A 26,849-nucleotide genomic window follows, 5' to 3' on the forward strand; every position below is an offset into this window, starting at 1 on the left:
CCGACGAGTGAAGTTCTACGGCGCACAGGATTTAGCGACCTGGATGTACATGCCGCGCGTGGCTGAGCTCATCGAGAAATTTGAGAATGCTGACACGCTGACCACGACCGTGGACGCGATCGAGCTCCACAACGTCCAGCCGTACATAGAGAAGGGTTTTCTACCCCAGACTTACACGGCCGAACAACGCGCCCATGCTGAGAGCCTAGTTCCAAGGATGCGCAGCGCGGTGGCACGGTTCTTCTCTAGAGTCAACGAGTCCAACTGTGAAGCCATCGTTACTGACATCAACTATGACTACCACGCGGACCTACTCGAACTACTTGGCCGGAACAGAGCGTACGAGCGGTGCAACCCAACCATCATGTTGTCTGTACTTGATACTGCGGGCGTCCGCATTGGTCAGATGCTTGCATGCGAGAAGCTCGTGGTTGCTTACCAGCTGGAGATGCGTGAAAGGCTGCTCGCATCGCCGCAGAACGCAGAGCATGTGGTGCGCAAGTATCTGGAGAAGAACACGCGTGATGATATCCACCTGCCTGCGAATCTGACGACTAGCGATGTGCACGATTTGCTGGAGAGATACCTTGACAGTCCCGAGGCTAACCCTAACTACGTGAGGTTGATCGAGACCGCTTCATCCCAGGGTATGGTGGCGACCGGGATTGACGCCAAGCTGAAGTTGAAAGCGAAGCGCCGCAATGCCGAGATGACGCAAAAGCTCTTTGAGGAGACGGCAGGCATCAGGTTCGGTGTTGAGATGTGTCTCTCCGATACCCAAGACGAACCAGTGGTGTCCAAGTTGGACAACTCTGATGGGACAGTCGCTCAATTTAGTTACAGCAGTCGCTGGTTGGAAGAAACCCTCGACTACCCGAGTGTCCTCAATAACTTCCAGTACCTCTTCGAGTTCGCCAATCGCGAAGTAATACTGAGCTTCCCTTCGACACTTCGCAGCTCGGGGCCCTTGAAAGCTTCGTGGGTGTGCCTGGGAAGAGCGAGTACCCGGTAGGTGTGGCGTTCCGAGTCGCCGAAATGGCGTCCTTCCTGCAGACAAGGCTCTACCAGCATTTCCTAGAAGACAAGGGAATCGACTTGGAAGATGTTATCATCTGGTTCTTTAGAACCTATCTTGTGGACGAGTTCGGCGCCATGAACTTCTCGTTCACCCGCTCCACGCCCGGAAGTTCCTTTCTGGAAAGGACTAGGCACCTTTTCGTCGAAATGGAGAGTGTTTTGAACCAATTCCGTCAGTTTGTTAACAATGGTGAAATCGACCCCGACTTGCTCTCCATCAGTTCAGACCCAATAGCATACAAGCGGGTACCCAGCCTCCTAGACGGAAAGTACATCTACTCGACACATGAACAAGAAATCACAGGAATCCTCCACGCGCTTTTTTCTGACCAGTCGAGGCTAACGTGCATCAGCGATGACTTGAGAGGAACAAGCGCCGCGGAACTTCTACTCAAGAACGAGGTCAGATATGGCGATTTTGATGAATATCAACGGAGTATGGTTGATCAGCTTATCAAGCTAGGTATCCTGCAGGATACGGAGGCACAGGTGACAATCGCGAAACCGCAGCAGTTTTGCATCCTTCATTCACTGTTCACCAGTGAGGCAGTGAGTTACTTCCACCTCTCGGAGAATGGTCGTGCAGAAGCGGATTCAATGGAAAAGCGTGGGTGGGTGACCCGTCGCTCGTCCCTGCTGACGGAAGCCGAAGCTGCCTACTTCAACTTTATGCTCAATAAGGTTGAGTTCAGTAACGGGCCTGAGCTGCGCAACAAATACCTTCACGGATCACAAGTGAATGGCGATGGTGAAGGTGCCCACTTTCAGACCTACATCACCGTCCTAAAGCTCATAATCGCTCTCGTAATCAAGATGAACGATGACTTCTGTTTGTCTGCGGAGGAACAGGTGGCTGCTAAGAGCTCGGCTCTGGGTGAATAATGCGTCGAATGTGAGGACGATGCAACGTAGGCCAATGCCGAGGAAGTTCCAGTGGAGTGACTTGGTGGCTGTTACCGAGGCTCTTGATATGAGTCCACGCGGTCATTCGGCGGATACCGAACCAGCGGCAGATCGAGATCACGCGATTGTCGTTCTGCTGGGCGGTTGCGCCACGCACGAAAGTTGAGGACTCCGTTATTAAGTCCGGACGGGAGTACTGAGGTTGATTTGAGCATGGCAGCATTGACAAAGCACATTGCCGGCCTCGTGTATTGGAGCAACGACGTTAATAAAGCGAAAACCGGAGCAGTCCTAGCTGATGCGGTATTGAACGAAGCGGACGGCAACCGACACATCGCCCACGCATATGACGCGGACGGTTATCATCAAATGATGCAGCACTATTACTTGACCTGTCGCTTGCTCCCGAAGGAATTGCTGGTTGAACAGTTGAGGGCGACAGAGATAAGAAGCTGGACGTGCGAAGTTCGATCTCTATCGCGTTGATGGAAAAACTGAGCTCCTAATCTAGGCAGAGATCCTGGCAAACAGAGATCGGACTGATGCGGTGCCAAAGACGTAGGCGGAGCTGGCCGATATTACGCGTCAGATACTCACTGCTTTGGGAAAGAGGACTCGGCTGTGGGTGAGGGAGACACGGCTAAGAACACGATGATCTAGACGCTGGCTGGTGCACATAGCTCGAACCGCGTAATTTACTTATCCGCGGGAAAGTATCGGCTCAAGCAGATGGCCAGTGTGGAAGGACATACGTTGACGAAACTCGTTGACTTCTCGATTGGAGCTGTGAAGGACTATGGCATCCCTGATGCGAGACATCGCCAAGTTCAACGCAGTAGAGAAGCCAATCGGTCCCTTGGACGTGACGGATCCGGCGGGCTCAATCGACCCGTCAGGAGCACTCGCTCGATCCGAGGCAATCGAGCCGATGGAGAGAGCAGGCCGGGGCAGAGAACTGCTCCTGCTACTGTGATTAATTCAGCATCGCAGCAGTCGAATTCGAAGCAGCTCGCCAAGATCGGTCCAACAACAGCTCTGCTTTCTCAGCTTGCGCTAGCATTCCTAGATGTCGCCACTCACGGCGCCCGCATTAGGCAAGGATACAGAAGATCCCGCGGATAACTGAATCTCCTGGGATTCACTGGTCATGGCGTGCTTACGTGCATGCACCAAGCCGTGACTTCTTAGTACCGTTGAGTATCAACCCACTAAAGGTGCCGCAAACGATGCCTAGTCAGAGAAGTGCCTCTTGTAGGAGCGTAGTTTGTTTTCTTGAGGCGGTATTCTGAGGATAATATCTAAGACCGGTCTCGAGATGCATGCGGAGTGTGTTATCACAAGTTTTGTGCGTTTGACCTGACCTAGAGTTGAATGGACGGTTCATCCAAGTAATCGATGATCTGAGTTGGGCTTATCGAGAGCTATGTCGGCTCTGGAACAAGCCTGATTTTGGGATAAGGAGTGGGGTTTTTGGTGGATCAGAAGGAAATATTCGTCAAGTCTAAGGAACGGGTAACGGACCACGGTGAGGTTTTCACTCCGGCACATATCGTCAACGCCATGCTAGATCTCGTTAAAGGCGAGTCCGAACGCATCGATTCACGGTTTCTTGAGCCTGCATGCGGCGAGGGTAACTTCTTGAAGCAAGTGCTTCAGCGCAAATTAACGACAGTCCAACAGAATTATGGAAAAAACGAATTCGAACGCCGTCATTATGCCTTGCTTGCTCTCATGTGCATCTACGGAATCGAGCTATTGGAGGACAATGTGCGCGTGTGCCGGCGGGTCCTTTGTGAGATTTTTCAGGCTTTTATTGGCGTAGAGGATGCCGAACAGTGGATTCAGGCTGCTGATGTCGTACTCACCGCAAACATAGTTCAGGCCGACGCGCTGACAATGAAGACTCCTACAGGTGGGTCGTTGACGTTTTCTGAATGGGGATACCTCGGCAGAGGTAAGTTCCAGAGGCGTGATTTTAAATATGACAAACTAACTAAGAGAAGTGCATACAACGTGGCGCTTTTTGGGGAATTTAAAGAGGACGACGTTTTTCAACCGGTAACCAGTTATAAACCCATGACCGTTCGTGAAATGGCCGAAATGGGAGATGTGTTATGACGATAACGGATTTGGTCAATCATAACCCTGATGTACTGACGTGCGTTGCAAACCTTTCCAACGACGAAGTTTTTACCCCTCCGGATATTGCCAATCAGATGCTTGATCGAGTAGCGGACGCGTGGGCGAAAGATCACGACGGCGAGAATCTGTGGCAGAATCCAAAAGTCACGTTTTTGGATCCTTTCACTAAGTCTGGTGTATTTCTCCGTGAGATCACCCGTCGGCTTGTAAGCGGTCTTGTCATGAGAATTCCCGACCTGCAACAGCGTGTAGACCATATTTTGACGCGCCAAGTATTCGGTATCGGGATCACGAATCTTACCGCGTTGCTTGCACGCCGCAGTGTTTATTGTTCAAAGTGGGCTAACGGTAAACACTCCATTTGTAAGGCTTTTGAGAATGACTGGGGAAACATCTGGTTCGAACGCACCGAACATACATGGGTAGGGGGGAGTAAGGAAGTTCGCCTCGACCCACTTACCGGCGGTGACCAGACCATCTATACGCACCGACACTGTGTTTACTGCGGTGCGGGTGAGGATGACTATGCGCGCGGTAATGATATGGAATCGCACGCGTACGCCCTCATCCACACAGATGATATTAAGTCTCGTATGAACGAGATGTTTGGAGAACAAATGCATTTTGATGTTGTAATCGGTAACCCTCCCTACCAGCTCAGTGATGGGGGTTACGGAGTTAGCGCTAAGCCAATTTATCATTTATTCATCGATCAAGCAAAGAAACTTGATCCTAGATATCTAAGCATGATTATTCCGGCACGGTGGTATTCAGGAGGTAAGGGACTCGATGATTTCCGTCAAGAAATGCTTACTGATTCCCGAATTGTGGCACTCCATGACTTTCCGGATAGCCGTGATGTGTTCCCCGATGTAGATGTAGCAGGCGGTATTTGCTACTTTCTATGGGCGCAGAATCATAACGGGATTACGAGTGTCACGACCCATGTACACGGCGATGAAGACGTGTCTGAGCGCGCTTTGCTCGAACCGGGAAACGATATTTTCATTCGCAACAGTAGGGCAATATCGATTTTGCGTAAGATTTACTCAGTCGAAATGAAAACGTCGCTAGAAGAGTCGAAAACAATTCTTCCCGAGAACTTGCAAATGGCTACTCAAGTAAGTTCACGTAAGCCTTTTGGATTTCCGACTAATTTTCGAGGTCGCTCAGAAATAACTTCTACTGATTCAGTAAAGCTAGTGCGGAACAATGGGATTGATTGGATTTCTAGGAATGAAATACGAACGAGATTAGATGCGGTGGATAGGTGGAAAGTTTTCACCTCAAACGCATCTCATGATCATGCTGGCCAGCCTGATAAAACTGGAACTAGGAGGGTTCTGGGGCGAACATCTATACTTGAGCCGAATGCAGTGGTGACGGAAACATACATATTACTTGGGATTTTTGAAAGTCAGAGGGAGGCTGAAAGTTGCCTCTCTTACGTCATAACGAAATTCGTACGTTTTTTGGTAGCTTTACGCTCATCGACTCAACACATTACAAAGTCCCGGTTTAAGTATGTACCTCTGCAAAGTTGGGACCATAGTTTCTCCGATAAGGAGCTCTACTCGCGTTATGGGCTAGATGAGTCGGAGATCAATCTAATCGAGCAGTCAATACGTCCCATGAATGGTAAGTGACATGAGGAATATTTCTGATTTACTCCCACCTAAGCCCTCATCCCGGCTGCATATTTACGCGTGGACCCCAAAGAATCCGCCTGTTGACTATGAGGGACTGATCAAGGTTGGCCAGACTACAAAAGCGGATGTAAATGATCGCATTCGAGAGTCTCAGGGCCAGATGCAGCAGGAATACGAACTACATGTGGATGAGATTGCGGAGCGCGAAGATGGCGGCAATTTCAGTGATAAGGATGTGATTGCCCGTCTTGTGGCAAAAGGCTTCGAGAATCCCCCTCGCGGCTCGGCTAGAGAGTGGGTTCGATGTACTCCCGCAGACGTGAAGACCGCCATCGAAGAACTTCGCGCAGGAAAGACATACACCGGGCAACGCTATGAAACGTTCAAGATGCGTCCCGAACAAGATCGGGCAGTGAGCGAGACTTTGGCGTATTACCGCTCAATATGGCATGAGGACGGAGAAGCAACACCGAGATTCTTGTGGAACGCAAAGATGCGTTTTGGAAAGACGTTCACAACCTATCAACTGGCAAAGCGAATGGGCGCCATGCGGGTCCTTGTGGTGACTTTCAAGCCCGCTGTGCAGGATGCGTGGCAAGAGGACCTGTCCAACCACGTTGATTTTGAGGGATGGCAATATGGTAATGCGGCAACGATGAAGGGCCAACTGGATTTTGATCGCGAGCGTCCGTTCGTATATTTCGGATCTTTCCAGGACCTACTGGGCCGCGATCGTCGAACGGGCCTAATCAAGGCGAAAAACAAATGGATCCACGCAGTGGACTGGGATTTGGTCGTTTTTGATGAATATCACTTTGGGGCGTGGCGCGACTCCGTCAAGGAACTCTTTGAAGGTGAGGATGAAAGAGAAGCCGCACGAGAACTCAAAGTCGAGTTCCATGAGGGCCTGGAAACCTTCGATCAAGAACTCGATGAATTGGGTAGCAACGAGGATGAGTTCTTGCCGATCACCACGCGTGCCTACCTGTACTTATCTGGTACGCCGTTTCGCGCAATAGGGTCAGGCGACTTTATTGAAGAACAAATCTTCAACTGGACATATACCGATGAGCAACGCGCCAAACAAGAATGGGCCGAAAAACAGCCCGGCGCATGGAATCCATACGGTGCGTTGCCTGAATTACGTCTCATGACGTACCAAATGCCTGATGACTTAATTACTACAGCCCACCAAGGGGAATTCGATGAGTTCGATTTGAACGAGTTCTTTTCCGCCACCGGAACGGGCCGGGAAGCGATGTTCAAACATGAGTCAGATGTACAGAAATGGTTGGATCTCATTCGTGGAGAGCATGCTCCAACTCAACTTGACTCGCTCAGAGCTGGAACGAGACCACCATTCCCGTATGCTGATTCGCGTTTACTGCCGTATATGCAACACTCATTCTGGTTTATGCCCAACGTAGCTGCATGCCATGCGATGGCGAATCTTTTGAAGGCTCGACATAACACATACTGGCATGACTACCAGGTACTTGTAGTGGCGGGCGCAGGTGCAGGCGTGGGAATAGAGGCACTCCCACCTGTGCGGAGAGCTATTAGGGATGGACATGAGACGAAGACAATTACACTTTCGTGTGGAAAGCTGACCACCGGTGTCACGGTGAAGCAGTGGTCATCGATTTTGATGCTGCGTAACCTCGCCAGTCCAGAAACTTATTTCCAGGCAGCGTTTCGTGTGCAGTCTCCGTGGTCCATTAAGAACCCAAATGGCGACAATCCCTCAAAGGAGGAAGTCCTCAAGCCTGTTGCTTTCGTCTTCGATTTCGCACCGACTCGAGCTCTTCGGCAGGTAGCAGACTATGGTGCTGGGCTCAATCCGCAGATGTCGAACCCGGAGAATGCCGTTGCTGAGTTGGTGAGTTTCCTTCCAGTGCTCGCTTATGACGGGGCGAATATGACGCAAATAGATGCCGGAAGCATCCTTGACATCGCAATGTCAGGCACGTCAGCAACCTTATTGGCGCGCAAGTGGGAGTCTGCGATTCTGGTGAACGTAGACAACGCTACGTTGCGCAAGATTATGAACAACGAAGCCGCAATGGAAGCCATTATGAACATCGAGGGCTTCCGCTCGCTTGGGTCAGACGTCTTCGAAACGGTCGTTAACAAGAGCGAGTCAGTGTCGAAAACCAAGAAGCAAAAAGGCGACACTCTTTCAGGAGACAAAAGAAAGGAACTTACAGCAGAGGAAAAGGAATACAAGTCCAAGCGCAAGCAGATTCAAGAGAAGCTCATCAAGTTCGCTACGCGCATTCCGGCATTTATGTACCTGACAGACTTCCGGGAAAATACGTTGCAAGACGTAATCACAAAAATAGAGCCTGACTTGTTCAAGACAGTAACTGGTTTGACAGTTGATGATTTTCATCTCCTCGTAGACTTGGGGGTATTCAACTCGATCCACATGAATCAGGCCGTTTTCGCGTTTCGTCGTTATGAGGACGCATCGCTTAGCTACACAGGCATCCGCTCGCACAAAGAGCTCAGAGATGTGGGCCTCTTCGACACAGTCATCACTCTTGAGGACTGAAATATCGCGGCGTGCACCGACGAAAGTGCGGAGGCGGACATGACACCTCAGATCATTGACCTGGAACAGCAACGCTTCGACGGTATGCCAGTTTTGGGATCCCACCGACCCGGATACTCCTACCATCTGTACCGTCGCCACAAAGACACCCTGCGCGAACAGCCCGGCACACTGCCGCGCTCCAGCGCCTCCGGCGTGATCGTCATGAACGAGCACGCCGGAACACACATCGACGCGCTATGCCACCAGGCAGACGATCTGCACTTCTACGGGTGCTCATCTCGCGCAGACACCCTCGAAAATTACGACGGATTTTCAGAAGGAGGCGCGGAAAGCATTCCCATCATTGATGCGCCCGGCGTGCTGCTCGACGTGGCCGCGCGATCAGAAAACGGTCGCGTCCCACCCAGAACCCAGGTCACCGCGCAGGACCTCGAAGACTGTGCACGCGACCAACGCACCCACATCGAACCGGGAAGCGTGATCTTTGTTCGACTGGGCAACGACATCAACTGGGATAATGCCGAGCGCCACCTCGACGGCCCCGGCATTCACCCGAGTGCGTCTCAATGGCTGGCGACGTATCGACCAATTGCGGTAGGCACTGATAATGTCGCGTGGGACCTGCCCGGACTGAGCCGATGCCGGCTGGGCGGAAGTATCCTGATGCGTCGCCAGGTCAGATTCGCCAGCGTCAGTGGCCCCAGTGGAACATCCACTGATCAGCGCAATCGATGCACTGATGGTCACCAGAGTCTTCGCCAGGTGGCGCATAAACGCACTCTCACTTTCTAACAGTGAATTAGGAATTGCTTAGTTACGTTAGGCACAACTTTTAATGAAAGCAACATCGATGAGCGTGATCTGCCCTGCACCCCCTGATCCGCCACGCCGGCGCTCGCCTTAAACACTGCGCGTAGCGCACACTGTCCGAACTTTTCGCTCGCCTCCGCAATCCGCCATGCCAGCGCTGACCGTCGGCGCTGATCGTCAAGCAGCCGTCTGCGTGCACAATCTCCTCAATCTAGAGGAGAAAAACGCACAATCCCCTAGATTTAAGGGAAGAAAATGCACGAAGCCCTAGATTTAGGCAGAAAATTGCACAAACCCCTAGATCAACAAGGTCTGTCGCGGGCGTCGCTGAAGCTAATGCCGGCTGACGTGGACACATGGAAAAGAGTGCTGAAAAGGCTCTCTTTTTTCCAGGGCATCGTGCACGAGGTCGCCTTAGATCTAGGGGAATGTGCATGTGGTGGCCTTAGATCTAGGGGAATGTGCACAACGAGGCGTCAAATTTAGGGTTTTGTGCGAGGAAGCGGCGGGACTGGGTTGGAGGTGCGCAAGAGACGGTGAGTGGGGTGAATGAGCCGAGGATTCGGCGCGATGGGAGTGGTGGACGAGGGGAAGTCGCATGATCAACACTGATGCGAGAGGTGTCGATATTGCACGGAATCCGGGCGAGCGAATTCGATTCGATCGACACTGATGCACGAGGTGTCGACGGCTTCGGCCTCTAGGAGGTGCAGCGCGTGATCTTCGGCTCAGTCGCTGCCAACACACGTAAGGCGGAAATCACCGCACCATGAAGTGACCCAAACTACTTGATGTGACGTAGTAGTAGGTGTACAGTGTTTACTACATCAGACGTAGTACTTCACATGGAGTACTTGCTGAGGGGCATACACATCACCACAACAGTGCGGCGACGGGATCACAAAGGGAGGAACCCACATGGTCAGTAGTGAAGTTCTGCGCGGATGCACGGAACTGATGATTCTGCGAGTTCTGCTCGACTCGGACAGCTACGGCTACGAAATATCCAAATCCATCACCGAACTGAGCAACAGTGACTTCGTCATGAAGGAAACGACGTTGTACTCCGCATCCAAGCGCCTTGAAAAAGGCGGATATGTGACCTCGTACCCCGGCACCCGAACCGGCGGAAAACCTCGGACTTACCTCCATATCACCACAGAAGGACGTACCTATTACCATGACAAGTGCTCCGAGTGGAACGACACCAAAACCCTCGTTGATCAATTCATTCGTTGAGGAGTAATCATGAAAGCCATCAAGCAATATCTCGAGTACATGTTCTCATCCCTTCCCCACACCCCTGAAACCGACCAGGCCCGCAGTGAAATGCTCGAGCTGATGGAAGACAAATACGACGAACTCCTGGCGCAGGGACTGCCCGAACACTACGCACTGTCCCAGGTCATCGCTGACTTCGGAGATGTTGATGAGTTGGCAGCAGAATTGGGAGTAGCCGCTCCAGCCCAGGCCGCATCACCCCAGTCGGCAGCGGCAAGCCAGGTGGACGATCCCCAGGTGACAGCACCGACCGAGCGCACAGTCACCCTGGCTGATACACCGATTCAGATCAGTCCTGAACGAGCCGCCGAGTTCATTGAGCATCGACGCAAACGGGCACGCCCCATCGCCTTGGGAGTGGCAGCATTTATCCTGTCTCCAATCGCTTTGATCTGCGGTGGCATGGTGGCTGACGGACGCGGCGAGACCGTTGAGATGATCGCTGGTGCCATCGGATTGACAGTAGTGGCAATTCTGGTCTGCCTCGGACTGTACTTCATGCTGAAAAACCCCTACTCAGGTGAGTATGAGGACATGTCGAAGAAGATTCTGGCGCCCACCATTGCCGCAACGTATCGAACTGAGCAGCAGAAGAAGGAGTTTAAGCCGACATATTCGCGTGCCGTTACGATCTCCGTGATCTCCTACATCGTCGGGCTACTGATTTTGATACTTGGCAGTATACTGTCGGACGTGTTCGGGGACGGGATACTGGCAATCTGCTTTGCTCTCTCCCTGATCGTCTTCGCCGTCGCGACCTACAGCATTACTGCAGTTCAGACTGTTATGAACGGCATGAACGTCATCTTGCAGGTTGAAGAGTACGACCTGGCCAAGAAGACCTCACACAGCCCTCTGGGCATGATCAGCGGAGTGTACTGGCTGCTGACCGTTGCAATCTTCCTGGCGGTGTCATTCCTGGGCAGTTGGGAAACCTCGTGGCTGGTGTGGCCGATCGCCGGACTGATTTACGGCGCGATCGTGGTGGCCACGAACTACATGTTCAGCACGGAAAAGTAGAAGCATCGCAATCATCTGAGCTTCACCCCGACGAACGGTCTCTCGAGTGGCCTGATCGGCGGGGTGAGGTGTCATGGGCCGGGGCCTTTGTGGTGTCAGCCTCAAGTGATCACAGTGAGATCCTCGGGATGATCCAAATGCTACGATGAGGAATTGCAACTCGTTACTGAACCGTTGTTGTCCGTTGAGGAGCTCGAAAGATTCGGCGCAATATCCGCCTACAGTGACGTTTTTCCAATGAGTATGGCCGGTTGGTGGGATACGGATCATCATCCCTGCTCCGTAGGTCAGACACAGAAGGTGAGCGTCGTGAGTCACAAAGAAAAAAGCGCGCCCGTTTCGCGCGACCCTTACACTGCAGCGGAAGTATCGGCTGATTCGCATATCCAGACACTGACTGACGAGGAATACGAGGCATTCCTGTCACGTGCGCAGTCATTGGTGCCGATCGAGGCGACAGTGCAATGGGATCGCGTGGACGCACTGCATGAGGGCCGCGACCTTTGTGAGGGGTCCCGCCACCTGTGGACTGATGGGCACTATGAAGCAGTCTTAACCTTGAAGTCGTATGAGACTCATCGTGTACCGTTCCTGTGGTCTCGTGGCGGGCCGGTCTGGAATGAGCGCCCCCTGCCTCAGTTGAACGACGCATGATCGATGACCTAGCCGCGTACGTCAAGAAATCACGCAGTGATGCCACGTTCCTCAGAATTGTGGCGAGCCTTCAGGCGCAGTGCCTGCCGTGCAGCGATGCCGTGGCCTACGATCGTACGGTGATGCTGGACCTTAAGGGCGATGAGGACTCCGATGTGCTCGCTCGCATGAAAAAACGAGGGCGACGCGACGCGCGGAAAGCCCTGCGCGAGATCGATTAGAGTGCTATTCACACCTATACCTCTTTGAGCGCTGAAGAATTTCGCCCTCTTGTCGAGATCATGAACAATCTCGGCAGCGCGGAACACTTCGCCACCTTCACGGGCGATTACTACCATGACTTCCTGACTGCATTGGCACAGGGGATGCGGCAACACTGATCACCTACGCCCCCGAAGGTCAATCTTCGGCCTGGTTGATGATGACCCATGCGCACGACCTCGCCACCTACTACTTTGCCGCTGCCACGCCTCAGGCCAAACGCGAACTGGCTCCCGACGCCTTGGTGTGGAAGATGATTCAGGTGGCCCGCGAACGCAAGTGCCACACCCTGGATCTGATGGGAATCGGCTCAGAAGACGCTCCCCAGTTCGCCCACCTCGATACGTTCAAGACGAAATTTGCTGCCGAACCGACACAGGTGTGGACGTACGGGGAAATCCCGATCAACATGCTTCGTTACCGCCTGGTCCTGCGTCTCACCGAACTGCGTGATCAGCTGGCGCGCATTCGAACAGTGATGCGGCACGCCCCTCGTCAATAACGAGGGAGCCAACTGTCGGGCAGGGACGCGATCACTGCACGATGTGACGTTGCATAAGACATCCCGCCCGGGCCTTGATGCGGTGGCGCCTGAGCGAAAACCGTGACTACGCTGGATCAAAACGGCTGACGATGAACGGGCAGGAGGTATCCATGACACGCGGATCACCTCGAGCGCCGGATCCCGAACCCGCAGCAGACTCCGTGCCGGCACTGACACCACTGCCGTTTCCACATGTGCGCACCGAGGCCCCTTCTCTCGACGGGACACCTCTGGCACGCGAAAGATTTCCTTTCTCCGTCGTTGCCAAACCCTCTGGTGCGGCGTGCAACCTCGACTGTCAGTACTGCTTCTTTCTGTCGAAGGAACTGCTCTACGACGTGCTGCGCCAACGCATGAGCGAGGACACGCTGGAGCGATACATCGCAGAGTTCCTGGCCGCCAGCGCCGACGGCGAGGTGACGATGCTGTGGCAAGGTGGCGAGCCCACCTTGCGCGGACTCGACTTTTTCAGACGTGCCGTCCAGCTGTGCGAGGATTACCGCCGCCCCTCGCAACGCGTTGTCCACGCGATTCAGACCAACGCCACTCTGATCGACCGCGACTGGGCGCAATTCCTGGCCAAGCACGACGTCCTGGTTGGTGTGTCGATTGACGGGCCTGAGGCGCTGCACGATGCCTACCGACTGAATAAGGGTGGCCGCGGCACACACACGATGGTGATTCGAGGGTGGCAATACCTGCAGGAAGCCGGTGTGCGTTGCAATGTCCTGTGCACCGTTCACCATGCGAACGAACACCACGCCCGCGAAGTGTACGAGTACTTCCGCGATGAGCTGGGCGCTGAGTTTATGCAGTTCATTCCCATCGTGGAGCGCGTCGACCCCGAATATGCTGATCTGGCTGAAAACGGCTGGCGCGGCGAAGGGGAGCGCGCTCCGAGCGTGTTCTACCGTCAGCATGGCTCGGATGTGACATCACGCAGCGTGGACCCTGAGGCGTACGGCCAGTTCCTCTCCACCGTTTTCGACTGCTGGGTTAAGCGCGATGTGGGGCGCGTCTTCGTCCAGGATTTCGATTCAGCCTTGTCTGCGCTTTTCGGTGCCGCGTCGGTGTGCGTGCATGCGCCCGAGTGCGGATTCAATTTCGCCATGGAATTCAACGGCGATGTGTACGCCTGCGACCACTGGGTTGAACCTGACTGGCTTGTGGGAAACGTGGCATCGGACGCGTTTGCTGACCTGGCCCGAACTGACACGATGGGCCGCTTTTCACGCAAGAAACGCCTCGAGCTGACCGGACAATGCCGGCGTTGCCCGTACCTGCAGCTGTGTTATGGCGGATGCCCGAAGGACCGCTTCGTTCGCTCGGTCGACGGAGAGTACGGGCAGAACTATCTGTGCGCCGGATACGAGCACTTCTACCGACACATCAGCGCTGACCTGGAGCGCATGGCGGGCCTGATTGTCTCGGGCCGGCCCGCCAGCGACATTATGAATGACACGCGAAAGGGAACATGCAGGACATGATGAGCATTGTTGCAGCGTTGGCAGTCGGATTAGCGGTGGGTGTCGTGGTGGGCGCGCTGGGCGCCGGCGGCGGCATCTTGTCCGTCCCGATCCTGGTGTATCTGCTGGGGCAGAGCCCCCATTCTGCCGCCGCTTCGTCGCTGGTCATCGTGGCTCTGACCGCCGTCGTGTCAATCGTTGACCACCAGCGCCACGGACGGGTTCGAATCAAGGAAGGGCTCATTTTCGGAGCCCTGTCGTGCATCGGGTCCCTGGCCGGTTCACGCCTGAGCGTGCTGGTAGACGGCACCATCCTCATGCTCTGTTTTGGCGCATTGCTGCTGTGCGTGGGCACACTCATGATCTGGCGAGTGTTGCGCCGTGCCGGATCGTCATCCGGCGATGCGTCCACAGATGCCCTCGACGATACTCCCGCTGATGGTGCTGATGGCGACGATGCTGACCCTTCCTCCACCCGTATTGACGAGGGTGCCCGCGCGCCTCGTCGTCTTTTCTCACTGGACGGCGTCAACGTCTGGGCACTGATCGCTGCGGCAACACTGACAGGCTTCCTGACTGGCTTTTTCGGTGTCGGCGGCGGGTTCGCGGTTGTTCCGATGCTGGTGCTGGTGCTGAAATTCCCGATCAAGGAAGCGTCAGGCACGTCGCTGTTGATCATGATCATTGCCTCAGCGATGGGACTGCTATCTCGGGTGGGAACTCACGTGAGCGTCGATTGGGTTGTGACACTGTCGTTCGCGGCTGCCTCAATGGTGGGTGGAATCTTCGGCGGAAAATTGACCACTCGAGCCAAAGACAGCACCCTGACACTGACTTTCGGTGGGCTGCTGTTAATCGTCGCCGTAGCGACGCTGGTCTCCACAGCTGTGGCACTGTGAGCAACGGTTGCCGTCAGGCACAAGAAGTACCGACGAAAGCCTGAACACCCGCCTTGTGAGAGGTGTTACTAAATTGTGTCCATTTAACGGTGGCAGCCTACTCACTATGGTGGCATGATGGGAAACATCCTGTTGAGAGCGCTCTCAGCCTGTGAACACAATGAGAGAGCGCTCCCAAAGGTGGCCTTATCAGGGCGCTGGTCCATGCGCATCGGCAATGGACGACACCATCACATACGAAGGAGTAGTTGTGAGATCGAGAAAAATGATGGGCACCATCGGGGTGTTCTCAATTGGCGCACTTGCGTTGGCAGCCTGCTCGTCAGGCGGAGGATCGGAATCTTCAGCATCAGGCGAGGCTGGCGGCGGATCAGACGGCGACATCACGCTGACTGTCGCAACATTCAACGAATTTGGCTACGACAACCTCTTTGACGAATACATGGAGTCACATCCGGGCATCAAGGTCGAGCAGAAGAAAGCGGCCACCTCGAACGAAGCCCACGACAACATGCTCACCCGTCTGGCAGCAGGATCCGGCCTGTCGGACATCGAAGCTATCGAAGTGGACTGGTGGCCCGAACTGAAGCAGTACCCAGATGAATTCGTCGATTTGAGCTCACCTGACGTTGAGGGTCGCTGGCTGGACTGGAAGGCCGAAGCTGCGATGACTGAAGATGGCAAGCTGATGGGATACGGCACGGATGCCGGTCCGGAAGCCATCTGCTACCGCGCAGACATGTTCGAAAAAGCCGGCCTGCCAACTGATCGCAATGAGGTGGCCAAGCTGCTGGAAGGCGACTGGGACAAGTACTTCGAAGTCGGCAAACAGTTCGTCGAGGCAACCGGAATTCCGTGGTTTGACGGTGGAACCGGTACCTACCAGGGTATTTTGAACCAGGTTGAACAGCCCTTCGAAGAGTCTGACAATACCGTGATCCCGCTGGACCAAAACGACACCATCAAGAAGGTGTACGACCAGGTACTGAAGGCGTCGGTCGAGGATAACCTGTCTGCCCACCTGTCACAGTGGTCGGAAGACTGGACCAACGCATTCCAGAATGATGGTTTTGCCACGATGCTGTGCCCGCCGTGGATGCTCGGCGTTGTCGAAGGAAATGCTGAAGGCGTCGAAGGCTGGGACGTGGCTCCTGTCTTCCCCGGTGGCGGTGGTAACTGGGGCGGCTCCTACCTGACTGTTCCTGCGCAGGGCGCACACCCGGAGGAAGCCAGGGAACTCGCAGCATGGCTGACCGCACCCGAACAGCAGATCAAGGCATTTGAGACCAAAGGCAACTTCCCCTCGCAGCTGGAAGCACTGGATTCTCCGGAGCTGACCGAATACACCAACGAGTTCTTCAACAACGCTCCGATCGGGCAGATCTTCTCTGACATGTCGAAGAAGATCACGGTCCAGCCGTACAAGGGACCCAACTTCTTCGCTCTGACCACGCTGGTCACCGACGGCATTACGCGCGTCGATGTCGACAAGACTGATGATGCCCAGGCGTCCTGGGACAAGGTTATTGCTGAATACAACCAGCTTGATCTTCAATAACTCCTCACTGTGAGACTGTGGCGGGCTCAAAATGGGCCCGCCACAGTCCCCAGCTCATCGGATCCATCTTGCACATTCGTGCTTTTCTACCTGAAAGAACACAGGAAAACCCATGTCGAGCGATGCTGCCACTGCGCGCGTTACATGGCGAGATCGTCTCAGTAGATTCGAGTACAAAGCCTCTCCGTACCTGTACATTTCGCCATTCTTTATTGTTTTCTCCGTGACCGGATTGTTCCCCCTGGTCTATACAGCCTGGGTGTCCGTCCATAAATGGCACCTGATCGGTGGGGATAAAGGGTTCAACGGAGTTGAAAACTACGCAGCCGTTCTGGACCATTCAGTCTTCTGGATCGCGCTGCGCAATACATTCTCAATTTTCTTACTGTCCTCAATTCCGCAGATCATCGCCGCGATATTCATTGCCTGGGTGCTCGATGCCAACTTGCGTGCCAAGACATTTTGGCGCATGGGTGTGCTGCTGCCTTACGTTGTGGCGCCTGTGGCCGTGGCCCTGATCTTCTCGAAAGTTTTCGCTGACCAGTCAGGCATGATCAACACGCTGCTGGGCATGGTGGGCATCAGTCCGATCGGCTGGCATGCCAACGCTCTGGCCTCCCATATCGCTATTGCGAATATGGTGAATTTCCGCTGGACGGGGTACAACGCTCTGATTCTTCTGGCCGCCATGCAGGCGATTCCGCGTGAACTGTACGAAGCGGCAACCGTTGACGGGGCAGGCCCGGCCCGCCAGTTCTTTTCGGTGACGATCCCGCAGCTTCGGTCGACCATTATTTTCGTTGTCATCACCTCCACTATCGGCGGCCTGCAGATCTTCGACGAGCCGCGCATGTACGACACGATGGGTGGTGGCGGCGCCGACAACCAGTGGCTGACCCTGACGATGTACCTGTACCAGGTCGGGTGGGGCGCGCAAAAGAGCTTCGGTAAGGCATCTGCCGTGGCATGGCTGCTCTTCCTCATCATCGTTTTCTTCGCGGCGATCAACTTCCTCCTGACCAAGCGAATTTCCTCCTCCGGTCAGAGGGTTTCCCGTGCTGAGAAGCGCGAGGCGCGTCGGCGCGCCGTCGAAGCACAACATCGCTCCGACAAATCGGGTGCGCAGCACGAACTGGTTGCCACCTCGGCCGCACACTCCGATCACCGTTCGGCACATTCAACTTCTGCAGGGAAAGGAGCTGACCTGTCATGAGTACCCTTGAAGGTGCTTACCAGCCGTCGATTGCCATGATTGAGCAGCGATGCGGCAAAAGGGCTGCGCGCGCAGCGGCGCGCGCGAGAGCCAGGCAAGACCGTCGTCGCACCATCAGGGCACGGACTCAGGAAGGAAAGAGCCAGGCTGCCTCGTCAGTTCAATCAACTGCTCATGAGCTCTCCGAACCTGTGCGGAAAAAGCGTGGCCGGCGCGCGGACACACCCGAACATCGTGGTTTCGGCACGACCCAGCGGCCGCGGTGGTACAAGTACGCACTGCTGGTAGTGATCCTGCTGATCTCTGCTTACCCGCTGTACTTCGCGTTTTTGCTCGCTTCGTCCACCGCGCCTGACATTGCCAAGAATCCGATTCCCTCCCTGATTCCGGGCGGGCACCTGATCGAGAATATTCAGCGCGTCCTCAACTCCGACATCAACGTGTGGGGGGCGTTCATCAACTCGGTGATCGTCGCAGTGATCTCGTCCGCCTCTGTGGTGTTCTTCTCGATGCTGGCGGGTTACGCGTTTTCGAAGCTGCGTTTCCGCGGGCGTGAACCGCTGCTGACCTTCATCATCGCGACGATGGCGGTGCCCGCACAGCTGGGCGTTGTCCCGCTGTTCATGGTGATGACAAAACTGGGATGGAGCGGCAAACTCGCCTCCGTCATCGTGCCGGGCATGGTCAGCGCATTCGGCGTGTTCTGGATGACGCAGTACATCCGCGACGCACTGCCCTACGAACTGATCGAGGCAGCCCGCGTGGATGGCGCCTCCATGTTCCGCACGTTCTGGTCAGTGGCGATTCCAGCTGCACGACCCGCCGCGGCGATGCTTGCCCTGTTCACGTTCGTCGGCTCATGGACCAACTTCTTCTGGCCGTTCATCGTTCTGGGCGCGAAAAACCCAACACTGCCCGTTGCACTGCAACTGCTGCAAGCCTCCTACTTCAAGGACTACTCCCTGATCATGGCAGGCGTCGTCGTGGCAACGGCACCACTGATTATTCTGTTCTTCCTGGCCGGACGACACCTCGTCTCGGGCGTCATGCAAGGAGCTGTCAAAGGATGACCACACTCACTTTCCCTGAAGATTTTCGATGGGGCGTCGCCACCGCGGCAGCTCAGGTTGAAGGCGGCGCATACGAGGGCGGGAAAGCTGCGTCCATCTGGGACGTTCACTGCCAAACCCCGGGCGCCATCATCGACGGATCCACTATCGACGTCGCATGCGACCACCTCCACCGCATGAAAGAAGACGTCGCCTTGATGAAAGACCTCGGTGTCGGCACCTACCGATTCTCCGTGTCGTGGGCGCGGGTCATGCCTGACGGGCACACTCTCAACGAAGAAGGCCTGGCGTTCTACAGTGACCTGATCGATGAGCTCGGCGCAGCGGGAATCAAGCCGTGGCTCACGCTCTACCACTGGGATCTGCCGCAGGTCCTGCAGGACGAGGGCGGCTGGACAAACCGCCACACCGCCGAACTGTTCGCTGATTACGCAGCCGCCGTATACGACCGTTTTGGCGCCCGCGTGGACGTGTGGACAACGCTGAACGAACCGTGGTGCTCGTCATTCCTCAGCTACGCATGCGGTGAGCATGCACCCGGTCACACCAGCCCTGATGAGGCTGTGGCGGCGGCGCACCACCTGCTGTTGGCGCACGGACTGGCGATACGTGCCATCGACGCCCTCGCCAATGAAAAAGGTGAGGAGCCGACGCGTGGAATTACCTTGAACTTCACTGTCGCACACCCCGCTGACCCGGATAGCGAGGCTGATCGTGATGCCGCCAGACGAATTGACGGGCTACACAACCGTATCTTCCTCGACCCCATTTTCCGCGGCGAATACCCTGCTGACGTGGTCGAAGACATGCGTCTGGAAGCCGACATCATGCAGTATGTACGCCCCGGAGACATGGAGACGATTCATGTGCCGATCGACGTGCTGGGCGTCAACTTCTATAACGGAATGGCAGTGGCCGCACCTGAGGATGGATACAGGAAATCGGTGCCTGCACCGAATGCGCAGGGAGTGCTGCGTTCCAGCCCGGAAGTCGGTTCATCGTCTGTGCGCGTAGTCTCGCGCAACTTGCCGCTGACAGATATGGGATGGGAAGTCGACGCTCACGACCTGTACCTGCTGCTCACCGACCTATATCAGAAATACACCGGGCCGGCAGGAGCTGACCTTGTGGTGACCGAGAACGGTGCCGCCTACCCTGATGCTGCTGATGAGCACGACTACGTTGACGATTCACACGACCGTTTGGTGTACATTCGTGATCATCTGGCAGCTGTTCACCAGGCAATTGACGAGGGCGCCCGCGTGCGCGGCTACCTGGAATGGTCACTGATGGACAATTTCGAATGGGCATTGGGATATTCGAAGCGATTCGGCATCGTGCGCGTCAACTATGACACGCTCGAGCGAGTACCGAAGGCTTCAGCGCTGTGGTACCGCGACGTCATGCGCACCGGAACGCTGAAGATTCCAGACGCCCAGGAATAGAGGATGAGTCATGGGAGTCCCACGCACGGGCGCAGTGCGCCTTGAGGACGTGGCGCGTGCAGCTGGCGTGTCACGTGCAACGGCATCGCGTGTCGTGCGCGGGGATGCCCGTGTGTCACCGCAGAAAGTGCGCGCCGTGCAGCGCGCTGTCAAGGAGCTGAACTATCGGCCTAACCGTGCGGCCCGTTCGCTCGTGACACGGAGAACTGACACGATCGCGCTGATTGTGCCTGAGCCGGATCAACGCATCTTTTCCGACCCGTTCTTTTCTTCGGTTGTGCAGGCGGTTGTCTCCAGCCTGGATGACACGGACGTGCAACTGGTTCTGGCATTTGCAGACAAGGAAGGCCACCACCAGCGCCTGCGACCATTCCTGTACGACGGGCATGTGGACGGTGCGATCGTGACTTCTCATCACCAGATCCCCGGCCAGGTTGAAACCTTCATGCACGCGCCCATTCCAATCGTGTTCATCGGACGACCCGAACAATCCACCTCCTTTGAGTCGTGGGTCGATGTGGATAACAAGCAGGCTGGTCGTATGGCTGCCCGCCGACTGGTCGAGGGTGGATCGCGCAAACCGGCTATTATCACCGGATCAACGGATATGGTGGCAGCGCAGGATCGTCTGGCTGGTTTCTGTGATGAGCTGCGAACTCACGATATCGAGGCACTCGTTGTCAACGGCTCGTTCACTGCTGAATCGGGAGCCCGGGCGGGGTATCAGTTGATAGAGCCGATTCAGCGCGGCGAAGTTGACGCTGTTTTTTCCTCGTCGGACCTGATGACGATGGCCGCAATCAATGTGTGGCGTGACCAGGACATTCGCATACCGGATGATGTTTGCGTGGTGTCGATCGACAACTCGGAAATGGGAGCGAGCTTCACTCCGCCATTGACGTCACTGACGAACCCTGCTGATCAGATGGCTGACGTTGCCACGCGGATGCTGCGTGACCTGATCAACGGCGAACATACGGAAGCTCCTGTCTTGCTGCCCTGTGAGCTGGTGGTCCGCGCATCAGGTTAGAGTGGAGCATGCACAAGCCCGAATCGAGCGCACGTGATGACGACTCAGCTGTGCCTTGTGATGCGCACAGGAACAGGCGTCAGCGCTGTGATACCGATAGCTGTGAAGAGGAGCGCCCACTGAGCACGTGGCAATTCACGGGAACCCTGCGCACGTACCAACGCGACATTCTTGCCACTTTGACACCAGGCCCGGATCATCCCCTGCATATTGTGGCGCCGCCAGGAGCAGGCAAAACACTGGTCGGCCTGATGCTGGCCATGCGTTCAGGATGGAAAGCCGTTGCACTGGCTCCCACGACAACTATTCGCCATCAATGGGCTCTGACTGCCACGAAGCTGAGCCGGGCGGCCGCCGCCTATGCACCCGTGCCGGACGATGAACCTCAAGCTACGATCAGCGAAGATCCGGAACTGGTCGGCGATTTCACTGCGCTGACATATCAGGCATTGTCCACCGTCCGCAGCACAGATGCTGTTGCTGATTTGGCGCGGGAGCAGTGGATCGACGACCTGGTGGATGCGGGCCGCTCAGTGCAGGCGGCTGACGAATGGTTGAAAGATCTGAAGAGCTCAAATAGCGCGGCTTATCGCTCCGGCATTTCTCGTCGAGCCTCCAAGATCCGCACAACCCTGACAGCGCAGGATCCTAAGCTGGTGGAACGCGTACTGCACCCTCATGCAATTGCTGCAATTGATCGGATAGTTCAGGCTGGCGTGCGCACAGTCATCCTTGATGAATGCCATCATCTGCTTGACCACTGGGCACTGGTTATCGGACTGCTGTTGGCGCGTATTCGTGCCAGTGGCCGCGAACCGATCGTGATCGGTCTGACCGCCACGCTGCCCAGTGTGGACGATGGCCGCGCATTTGACACCTATTCAGGTTTGTTCGGTGACGTCGACTTTGAGGTTCCGACCCCTGCCGTCGTTCGGGAAGGCAACCTTGCACCATACCGGGATCTTGTGTGGTTCACTGAGCCGGCAGATGATGAAATCACATTCCTTACCTCTCATGATCGCCAATTGCGTAGATTTTTGAAGGCAGTTTTTGCAGGGGGTGAAGGCCTCGACTTTTTGTTGGAATCAATAGGTTTCATAGGTATAGACGGCGAGCAGCCTACAGGTATAGATGCACAATTGGAGGCCGATTATGCATTCACGGAATCAGCTGCGCAGGTTCTGATTCACACCCACGGTGATCACCCTGCAGCACTCACACTGCCCAGACTGATCGGCAACAGACGCCCCAGCATCGACAGCGCCATACGGGTGTGTGCACGCTTCGCGTTGGAGAAGATTCTGCCGGATGCGAGCCGAGCCGATGAATGGCACGCGATGCGCCGCACACTCAAAGACTTTGGATATTACCTGACTGACAGAGGGATCCGTGCGGGTCGGAATCCGGTTGACACCGTCATGGCGCAGTCACACGCCAAGAACGATGCGGCCGTCGATATTGTGCATCACGAGCTGGCAAGCGCGGACGGTCAACACGTTCGGGCAGTTATCGTGTGCGACTTTGCCACTGAAGGGAATCGACGAGGGCGCTCCACCGGCCCCGTTGCCAGCGCGGTGGAATGTTTTGCCCGAGTGTGTGCTGACGCGACAACAGCGGGACTGCACCCGATTTTGCTGACCTCACAGCACCTGCATGTTGCCAGCGCTGACGCGCAGTGGATCATTCCCGCCCTTGAAGAACTCAGCGGTCTGCGCCTGGCAGTTGATAGCGGTGACGAGAACGAGCCGGAACAGGCAGACCACCTGGTGACCAGAGTCAAAGTGGAATCATCCTCCCCTTCTGCGGCAGTGCTTGTCAGAGCGGTATCCGCACTGATGGAGCAAGGCACAGTACGTCTGCTGGTCGGCACCCGAGGCTTGCTGGGGGAGGGATGGAACTGCCCGGCCGTCAACACGCTGATTGACCTGACCGCTGTGGCCACATCAGCTGCAACTCAGCAGCTGCGTGGGCGCACACTGCGCTTGGATCCCCAATGGCCAGGAAAGGTGGCGCACAACTGGGGAGTGATCTGTGTGATGCCGCCGCGTATCTCCCTGGATTCTGATGCGGAAATATCGCGTATGAATCGTCGCCACGAACAGTTGTGGGGACTGGATGTCACCCTGCCAATCGGTCATGCCCCGCAGGCCAGCGACTACTTGCAAGTCAGCGACCGCCCGCACCCCGGCAACCAGCCGCAGCCCGCCAACACCCTGCTATCAGGTCAGTTCCCACAGATCGTCACCGGCATCGATCACTCGCTCACGCTCACTGGGCAAGCCAGGTTGCGCGCACTTCTTGAAGGCGACAGGCGTGCCACCATCAACCAGCTCAATGACCAGACACTGCAGCTCATAGCGTCACGAGCCGCCACCTACGAACAGTGGGGTATCGGCCAGCCCTATTCAGGCGACACCAGCCACGACACGGCAGTGTCGGCCGGAAAGAATCCAACGTTCTATTCGTCGCCCACCCTCTGGACAGCCGTGGCCCTCCTTTCCGGCCTGTGTGCCCTGCTGGCCGGCATCATCTGGCCAATGCTCGTCATGTGGGGCACGCACCCTGTCCGCATCCTGATAGCACTGGCATTCATGGTGGTGCTCCTGGGCATCGCAGGCGCATGGCGGCTCCCCGTTGAAATATGGCGCATGTTACGAGGGCGTTCACACCCCGCCCGCGTCTATGCCGGTGCCACTGTTGCCGTCTCTCGCGGCCTTGTCGCCTCAGAACGCGGCCAGCGCCTTGTCTCACTCGATGAGGTTCAGGTCCGCCCTTACGGCGCGGTCACAGTGGGAACCCAGGCAATGCCCGCCGGCTATGTCGTGTCTTTGCCGGATGTGCCCGATGCGAGTGCACGCACCATCATTGATGCAGTCAGTGAAGTCTTCGCTCCCATTGAGACACCGCGGTTTCTGCTGCGCGTGACCTTTCAGGGAGATTCGCAGCGCCCGTCGACGCTGCTGTTGCGCATGGTCAGCTGGATCGCGCAACGGATCTCACCCTCGGCACTGTACGTGCAGGTTCCCAAGGAGGTGGGAAGGCGAAAAGCCGGAGCCAAAGAATTCGCGCGCGCCTGGGCCGAACTGATTGGACCTTGCCAGCTTGTGGAGGTATCGGGCGCCGAGGCGATGAGGCCGCTGGCGCAGGCTCGCCTGGCCAGCCGCAACAATCAGACGCATTCACAGGTACGCACCGTGTGGGCCTGACGTCAGCTGCGCGGTCTGATGCCGTGCGCATGTGCCCACACCACCAGTTGAATACGATCACGAGCGTGCACCTTGCGCAGCAAACTCGACACGTGAGTTTTCACCGTGGATTCACTGACAAAAAGAGCCTCGCTGATTTCCGCGTTGGTGTGGCCGGCTGCCAGAAGTTCGAGTACCTCGCGCTCGCGGTCAGTCACATTGGCGGCTTCCAGAGCCTGGCGTGGATCCAAAGCGTGGCCCGCATCCATTTCAGAGCCACGAGTACCACCTTCGCCACGAGCACCTTCGCTCCGCTGACGCATCGCGTTCATGACAATGCGCGTCACGTCATCATCCAGTATCGCTTTGCCTTCAGCGACGCGCCGAATCGCGTCGAGAAGTTCCTCAGGCCTGCACGTTTTCAGCAGAAACCCGCTGATGCCGGCAGAAACAGCATCAACAACGTAGTAATCATCTCCAAACGTTGTCAGCATGATGATCTCCGGCCCGCTATCTGCACATTCGTCCACAATCTCGCGCGCCGCGCTGAGCCCATCTTTCACGGGCATTTCAATATCCATGCAGATCACATCCGGCCTCGCACTGCGTGCAATGTCGAGTGCCTCCAGTCCGTTCGCACCTTCAGCGACAACCTCCATATCGTCAGCAGTGTTGACAATGATGCGCAGCCCGGAACGCACCAACGCCTGATCATCAACGAGGGCGACTCGAATCATGCCATCTCCTGCCTGGCGACTGTGCTGAGATCACGATCACCGGTCGATTTCATCAGGGGGACATGTGCGCGTACGACGAACCCGCTGTATTGACCGGGATGCGCTTCGACAGTGCCCCCGACCGCACCGATACGTTCACGCATACCACGCAACCCCATTCCCGTTGACGTGCTCGCCGAATGCGCGGGCCGCCCTCGTCGATCGGCAATCATTGCCCTGGACGTGTCAACCACTTCAACCTCCACCGCATCAGAGGCGAACCGGACGATGACCTGGACGCGGCTGCGTTTCGGCGCGTGTTTACGCACGTTCGTCAGCGCCTCCTGAGCCACGCGGTATAGAGCGACGTCGACCAGCATCGGCACCGGACGCGGCTCACCCACCACAACTGTGGTTACATCCATACCGATGTGCGCGGCCTCTTCTACAAGGGAAGGGATCTGTGCGATACCGACGGTCGGCCCGTCTTCACCATTGCTCGGGTCACGTAACGTGTGCACGAGGCGGCGCAGCTCTGTGACCACGGCGGACGTGCCTTCCTCGATGTGCTCCAGGGCGGGGCCGATCTTCGAAGGATCCGATGTCAGGTTCAACCGGGCAGCGCCGGCATGGATGCCGATGACAGAGATGTGGTGAGCCACCACGTCGTGCAGTTCGCGCGCAATAGCCAGTCGTTCCAGCACGACAGCCTGGGTAGCGGTGGTGCGACGTTCCCGTTCCAACTCTCCGCCTTGCGCTTCGAGGCGTGCCCGCGTGCGTGCCCACTGCCAGGAGGCTTCACCGACTGCGCAGGCAAGTATCAAGTTCAACAGGTTTGTCATGACGGTGATGAGAATGACCGTGGCATAGGCAGAAAAGACGCCGGCGCGGGAGATACCGGGGAAAAGTTCGACATTGGAGGAGGCGAGGATGAGCCACACGACGCACCAGATCACGATCGCCGCGGTGCAGACCAGCCGCACCACCAATGCGCGCACGCGTTGGCGACCCCACGCGCCCACCGTGTACAGAGCGATCGACAGGCACAGGGAGGTGACCAATTGTTCGGGCACGCCAAAATGCGCATTGACCAGGAACGCCGCCGTGATAATGAGGGCCACGGTGCAGGGAATGCGTCGGCGCAGCGCGGAAGCTGTAAACGTGATCGCCAGGGAGGCGAGCGTCAGCCACATGGGGGCAACTTCCGTGAATATGCCCGAACGCAAGTAGAGGGGAACCGTCAGAGCTGACCATGCGGCCAGCACGCAGGCCAACACAATGTCACGCCTGAGCCCCTGTTCAGTGGGACGCGGCCTGACCCATGTGGAGTTCAACTCGACAATCGGACCCGTCATGAATCCAGCATAAA

Annotated in this window: 23 protein-coding genes; 21 read left to right on the forward strand and 2 right to left on the reverse strand. The window is 56.2% G+C overall.

The features are described from left to right. Positions 1–7: 7 nt before the first annotated feature. From AC1EJZ_RS00505 to AC1EJZ_RS00605, 21 genes are all read left to right on the forward strand, one after another. Positions 8–1,012: a hypothetical protein gene (locus tag AC1EJZ_RS00505; protein WP_257590333.1), complete on the forward strand. Its 1,005-nt coding sequence runs from the start codon at positions 8–10 to the stop codon at positions 1,010–1,012. A 2-nt stretch (positions 1,013–1,014) separates the two neighbouring features. Continuing rightward, positions 1,015–1,959, forward strand: coding sequence for a hypothetical protein (locus AC1EJZ_RS00510; protein ID WP_257590332.1), 945 nt, complete (start codon positions 1,015–1,017; stop codon positions 1,957–1,959). 817 nt (positions 1,960–2,776) lie between these two features. Further along, complete coding sequence (locus AC1EJZ_RS00515; protein WP_157886421.1) at positions 2,777–2,953, forward strand: hypothetical protein; 177 nt, start codon at positions 2,777–2,779, stop codon at positions 2,951–2,953. A gap of 500 nt (positions 2,954–3,453) precedes the next feature. Continuing rightward, on the forward strand, positions 3,454–4,098 hold the full coding sequence (locus AC1EJZ_RS00520; protein ID WP_092649011.1) for an N-6 DNA methylase: 645 nt from the start codon (positions 3,454–3,456) through the stop codon (positions 4,096–4,098). Beyond that, a complete protein-coding gene (locus AC1EJZ_RS00525) occupies positions 4,095–5,768 on the forward strand; it encodes an Eco57I restriction-modification methylase domain-containing protein (protein WP_092649010.1) in 1,674 nt (557 codons plus the stop codon). The genes AC1EJZ_RS00520 and AC1EJZ_RS00525 overlap by 4 nt, the downstream gene beginning before the upstream one ends. A 1-nt stretch (position 5,769) precedes the next feature. Then, positions 5,770–8,325, forward strand: coding sequence for a DEAD/DEAH box helicase family protein (locus AC1EJZ_RS00530; protein WP_092649009.1), 2,556 nt, complete (start codon positions 5,770–5,772; stop codon positions 8,323–8,325). A 39-nt stretch (positions 8,326–8,364) separates the two neighbouring features. Then, positions 8,365–9,120 carry a cyclase family protein gene (locus AC1EJZ_RS00535; RefSeq protein WP_092649008.1) on the forward strand — a complete coding sequence of 252 codons (756 nt, stop codon included), beginning with the start codon at positions 8,365–8,367 and terminating at the stop codon, positions 9,118–9,120. Between the two features lie 936 nt (positions 9,121–10,056). Then, positions 10,057–10,377 (forward strand): PadR family transcriptional regulator, encoded by a 321-nt coding sequence (locus AC1EJZ_RS00540; RefSeq protein ID WP_092649007.1) that lies wholly within the window; start codon positions 10,057–10,059, stop codon positions 10,375–10,377. Positions 10,378–10,386: 9 nt separating this feature from the next. Beyond that, positions 10,387–11,439 (forward strand): permease prefix domain 1-containing protein, encoded by a 1,053-nt coding sequence (locus AC1EJZ_RS00545; protein WP_480293758.1) that lies wholly within the window; start codon positions 10,387–10,389, stop codon positions 11,437–11,439. A gap of 309 nt (positions 11,440–11,748) precedes the next feature. Further along, positions 11,749–12,093 (forward strand): hypothetical protein, encoded by a 345-nt coding sequence (locus AC1EJZ_RS00550; protein ID WP_157886420.1) that lies wholly within the window; start codon positions 11,749–11,751, stop codon positions 12,091–12,093. Next, positions 12,090–12,314 carry a hypothetical protein gene (locus AC1EJZ_RS00555; RefSeq protein ID WP_058237574.1) on the forward strand — a complete coding sequence of 75 codons (225 nt, stop codon included), beginning with the start codon at positions 12,090–12,092 and terminating at the stop codon, positions 12,312–12,314. The genes AC1EJZ_RS00550 and AC1EJZ_RS00555 overlap by 4 nt, the downstream gene beginning before the upstream one ends. Before the next feature lie 24 nt (positions 12,315–12,338). Beyond that, the gene (locus tag AC1EJZ_RS00560; protein WP_285015450.1) at positions 12,339–12,473 is read left to right on the forward strand and encodes a hypothetical protein; all 135 of its coding nucleotides are present in this window, start codon (positions 12,339–12,341) and stop codon (positions 12,471–12,473) included. Between the two features lie 38 nt (positions 12,474–12,511). Continuing rightward, positions 12,512–12,856 (forward strand): peptidoglycan bridge formation glycyltransferase FemA/FemB family protein, encoded by a 345-nt coding sequence (locus AC1EJZ_RS00565; RefSeq protein WP_058237573.1) that lies wholly within the window; start codon positions 12,512–12,514, stop codon positions 12,854–12,856. A gap of 152 nt (positions 12,857–13,008) precedes the next feature. After that, positions 13,009–14,385 carry an anaerobic sulfatase maturase gene (locus AC1EJZ_RS00570; RefSeq protein ID WP_480293760.1) on the forward strand — a complete coding sequence of 459 codons (1,377 nt, stop codon included), beginning with the start codon at positions 13,009–13,011 and terminating at the stop codon, positions 14,383–14,385. Then, positions 14,382–15,263 (forward strand): sulfite exporter TauE/SafE family protein, encoded by an 882-nt coding sequence (locus AC1EJZ_RS00575; RefSeq protein WP_285015453.1) that lies wholly within the window; start codon positions 14,382–14,384, stop codon positions 15,261–15,263. Before AC1EJZ_RS00570 ends, AC1EJZ_RS00575 begins: the two co-directional genes overlap by 4 nt. A gap of 250 nt (positions 15,264–15,513) precedes the next feature. After that, entirely contained in the window at positions 15,514–16,821 is a 1,308-nt protein-coding gene (locus AC1EJZ_RS00580) for an ABC transporter substrate-binding protein (RefSeq protein ID WP_227469246.1), read from the forward strand. Between the two features lie 112 nt (positions 16,822–16,933). Further along, positions 16,934–18,034 carry a carbohydrate ABC transporter permease gene (locus tag AC1EJZ_RS00585; protein WP_083314412.1) on the forward strand — a complete coding sequence of 367 codons (1,101 nt, stop codon included), beginning with the start codon at positions 16,934–16,936 and terminating at the stop codon, positions 18,032–18,034. Continuing rightward, positions 18,031–19,104 (forward strand): carbohydrate ABC transporter permease, encoded by a 1,074-nt coding sequence (locus tag AC1EJZ_RS00590; RefSeq protein ID WP_227469248.1) that lies wholly within the window; start codon positions 18,031–18,033, stop codon positions 19,102–19,104. The genes AC1EJZ_RS00585 and AC1EJZ_RS00590 overlap by 4 nt, the downstream gene beginning before the upstream one ends. Then, positions 19,101–20,549 carry a GH1 family beta-glucosidase gene (locus tag AC1EJZ_RS00595; RefSeq protein WP_285015461.1) on the forward strand — a complete coding sequence of 483 codons (1,449 nt, stop codon included), beginning with the start codon at positions 19,101–19,103 and terminating at the stop codon, positions 20,547–20,549. The genes AC1EJZ_RS00590 and AC1EJZ_RS00595 overlap by 4 nt, the downstream gene beginning before the upstream one ends. A 10-nt stretch (positions 20,550–20,559) precedes the next feature. Continuing rightward, positions 20,560–21,579 carry a LacI family DNA-binding transcriptional regulator gene (locus tag AC1EJZ_RS00600; protein ID WP_058237570.1) on the forward strand — a complete coding sequence of 340 codons (1,020 nt, stop codon included), beginning with the start codon at positions 20,560–20,562 and terminating at the stop codon, positions 21,577–21,579. Positions 21,580–21,587: 8 nt separating this feature from the next. Continuing rightward, positions 21,588–24,785: a hypothetical protein gene (locus AC1EJZ_RS00605; RefSeq protein WP_480293761.1), complete on the forward strand. Its 3,198-nt coding sequence runs from the start codon at positions 21,588–21,590 to the stop codon at positions 24,783–24,785. A 2-nt stretch (positions 24,786–24,787) separates the two neighbouring features. Here the strand turns inward: AC1EJZ_RS00605 and AC1EJZ_RS00610 are convergent, their stop codons facing one another. Next, entirely contained in the window at positions 24,788–25,501 is a 714-nt protein-coding gene (locus tag AC1EJZ_RS00610; RefSeq protein WP_092648999.1) for a response regulator, read from the reverse strand. Further along, positions 25,498–26,835 (reverse strand): sensor histidine kinase, encoded by a 1,338-nt coding sequence (locus AC1EJZ_RS00615; protein WP_480293762.1) that lies wholly within the window; start codon positions 26,833–26,835, stop codon positions 25,498–25,500. The genes AC1EJZ_RS00610 and AC1EJZ_RS00615 overlap by 4 nt, the downstream gene beginning before the upstream one ends. Between the last annotated feature and the right edge of the window lie 14 nt (positions 26,836–26,849).

This window comes from Pauljensenia sp. C0170B5 (genome assembly GCF_056590195.1).

Coding starts and splice junctions, on each gene's coding strand:
- AC1EJZ_RS00515 (WP_157886421.1), top strand. CDS start 2,777: ATGGCATCCCTGATGCGAGACATCGCCAAGTTCAACGCAGTAGAGAAG.
- AC1EJZ_RS00525 (WP_092649010.1), top strand. CDS start 4,095: ATGACGATAACGGATTTGGTCAATCATAACCCTGATGTACTGACGTGC.
- AC1EJZ_RS00530 (WP_092649009.1), top strand. CDS start 5,770: ATGAGGAATATTTCTGATTTACTCCCACCTAAGCCCTCATCCCGGCTG.
- AC1EJZ_RS00535 (WP_092649008.1), top strand. CDS start 8,365: ATGACACCTCAGATCATTGACCTGGAACAGCAACGCTTCGACGGTATG.
- AC1EJZ_RS00540 (WP_092649007.1), top strand. CDS start 10,057: ATGGTCAGTAGTGAAGTTCTGCGCGGATGCACGGAACTGATGATTCTG.
- AC1EJZ_RS00545 (WP_480293758.1), top strand. CDS start 10,387: ATGAAAGCCATCAAGCAATATCTCGAGTACATGTTCTCATCCCTTCCC.
- AC1EJZ_RS00555 (WP_058237574.1), top strand. CDS start 12,090: ATGATCGATGACCTAGCCGCGTACGTCAAGAAATCACGCAGTGATGCC.
- AC1EJZ_RS00565 (WP_058237573.1), top strand. CDS start 12,512: ATGATGACCCATGCGCACGACCTCGCCACCTACTACTTTGCCGCTGCC.
- AC1EJZ_RS00570 (WP_480293760.1), top strand. CDS start 13,009: ATGACACGCGGATCACCTCGAGCGCCGGATCCCGAACCCGCAGCAGAC.
- AC1EJZ_RS00575 (WP_285015453.1), top strand. CDS start 14,382: ATGATGAGCATTGTTGCAGCGTTGGCAGTCGGATTAGCGGTGGGTGTC.
- AC1EJZ_RS00585 (WP_083314412.1), top strand. CDS start 16,934: ATGTCGAGCGATGCTGCCACTGCGCGCGTTACATGGCGAGATCGTCTC.
- AC1EJZ_RS00590 (WP_227469248.1), top strand. CDS start 18,031: ATGAGTACCCTTGAAGGTGCTTACCAGCCGTCGATTGCCATGATTGAG.
- AC1EJZ_RS00595 (WP_285015461.1), top strand. CDS start 19,101: ATGACCACACTCACTTTCCCTGAAGATTTTCGATGGGGCGTCGCCACC.
- AC1EJZ_RS00600 (WP_058237570.1), top strand. CDS start 20,560: ATGGGAGTCCCACGCACGGGCGCAGTGCGCCTTGAGGACGTGGCGCGT.
- AC1EJZ_RS00605 (WP_480293761.1), top strand. CDS start 21,588: ATGCACAAGCCCGAATCGAGCGCACGTGATGACGACTCAGCTGTGCCT.
- AC1EJZ_RS00610 (WP_092648999.1), bottom strand. CDS start 25,501: ATGATTCGAGTCGCCCTCGTTGATGATCAGGCGTTGGTGCGTTCCGGG.
- AC1EJZ_RS00615 (WP_480293762.1), bottom strand. CDS start 26,835: ATGACGGGTCCGATTGTCGAGTTGAACTCCACATGGGTCAGGCCGCGT.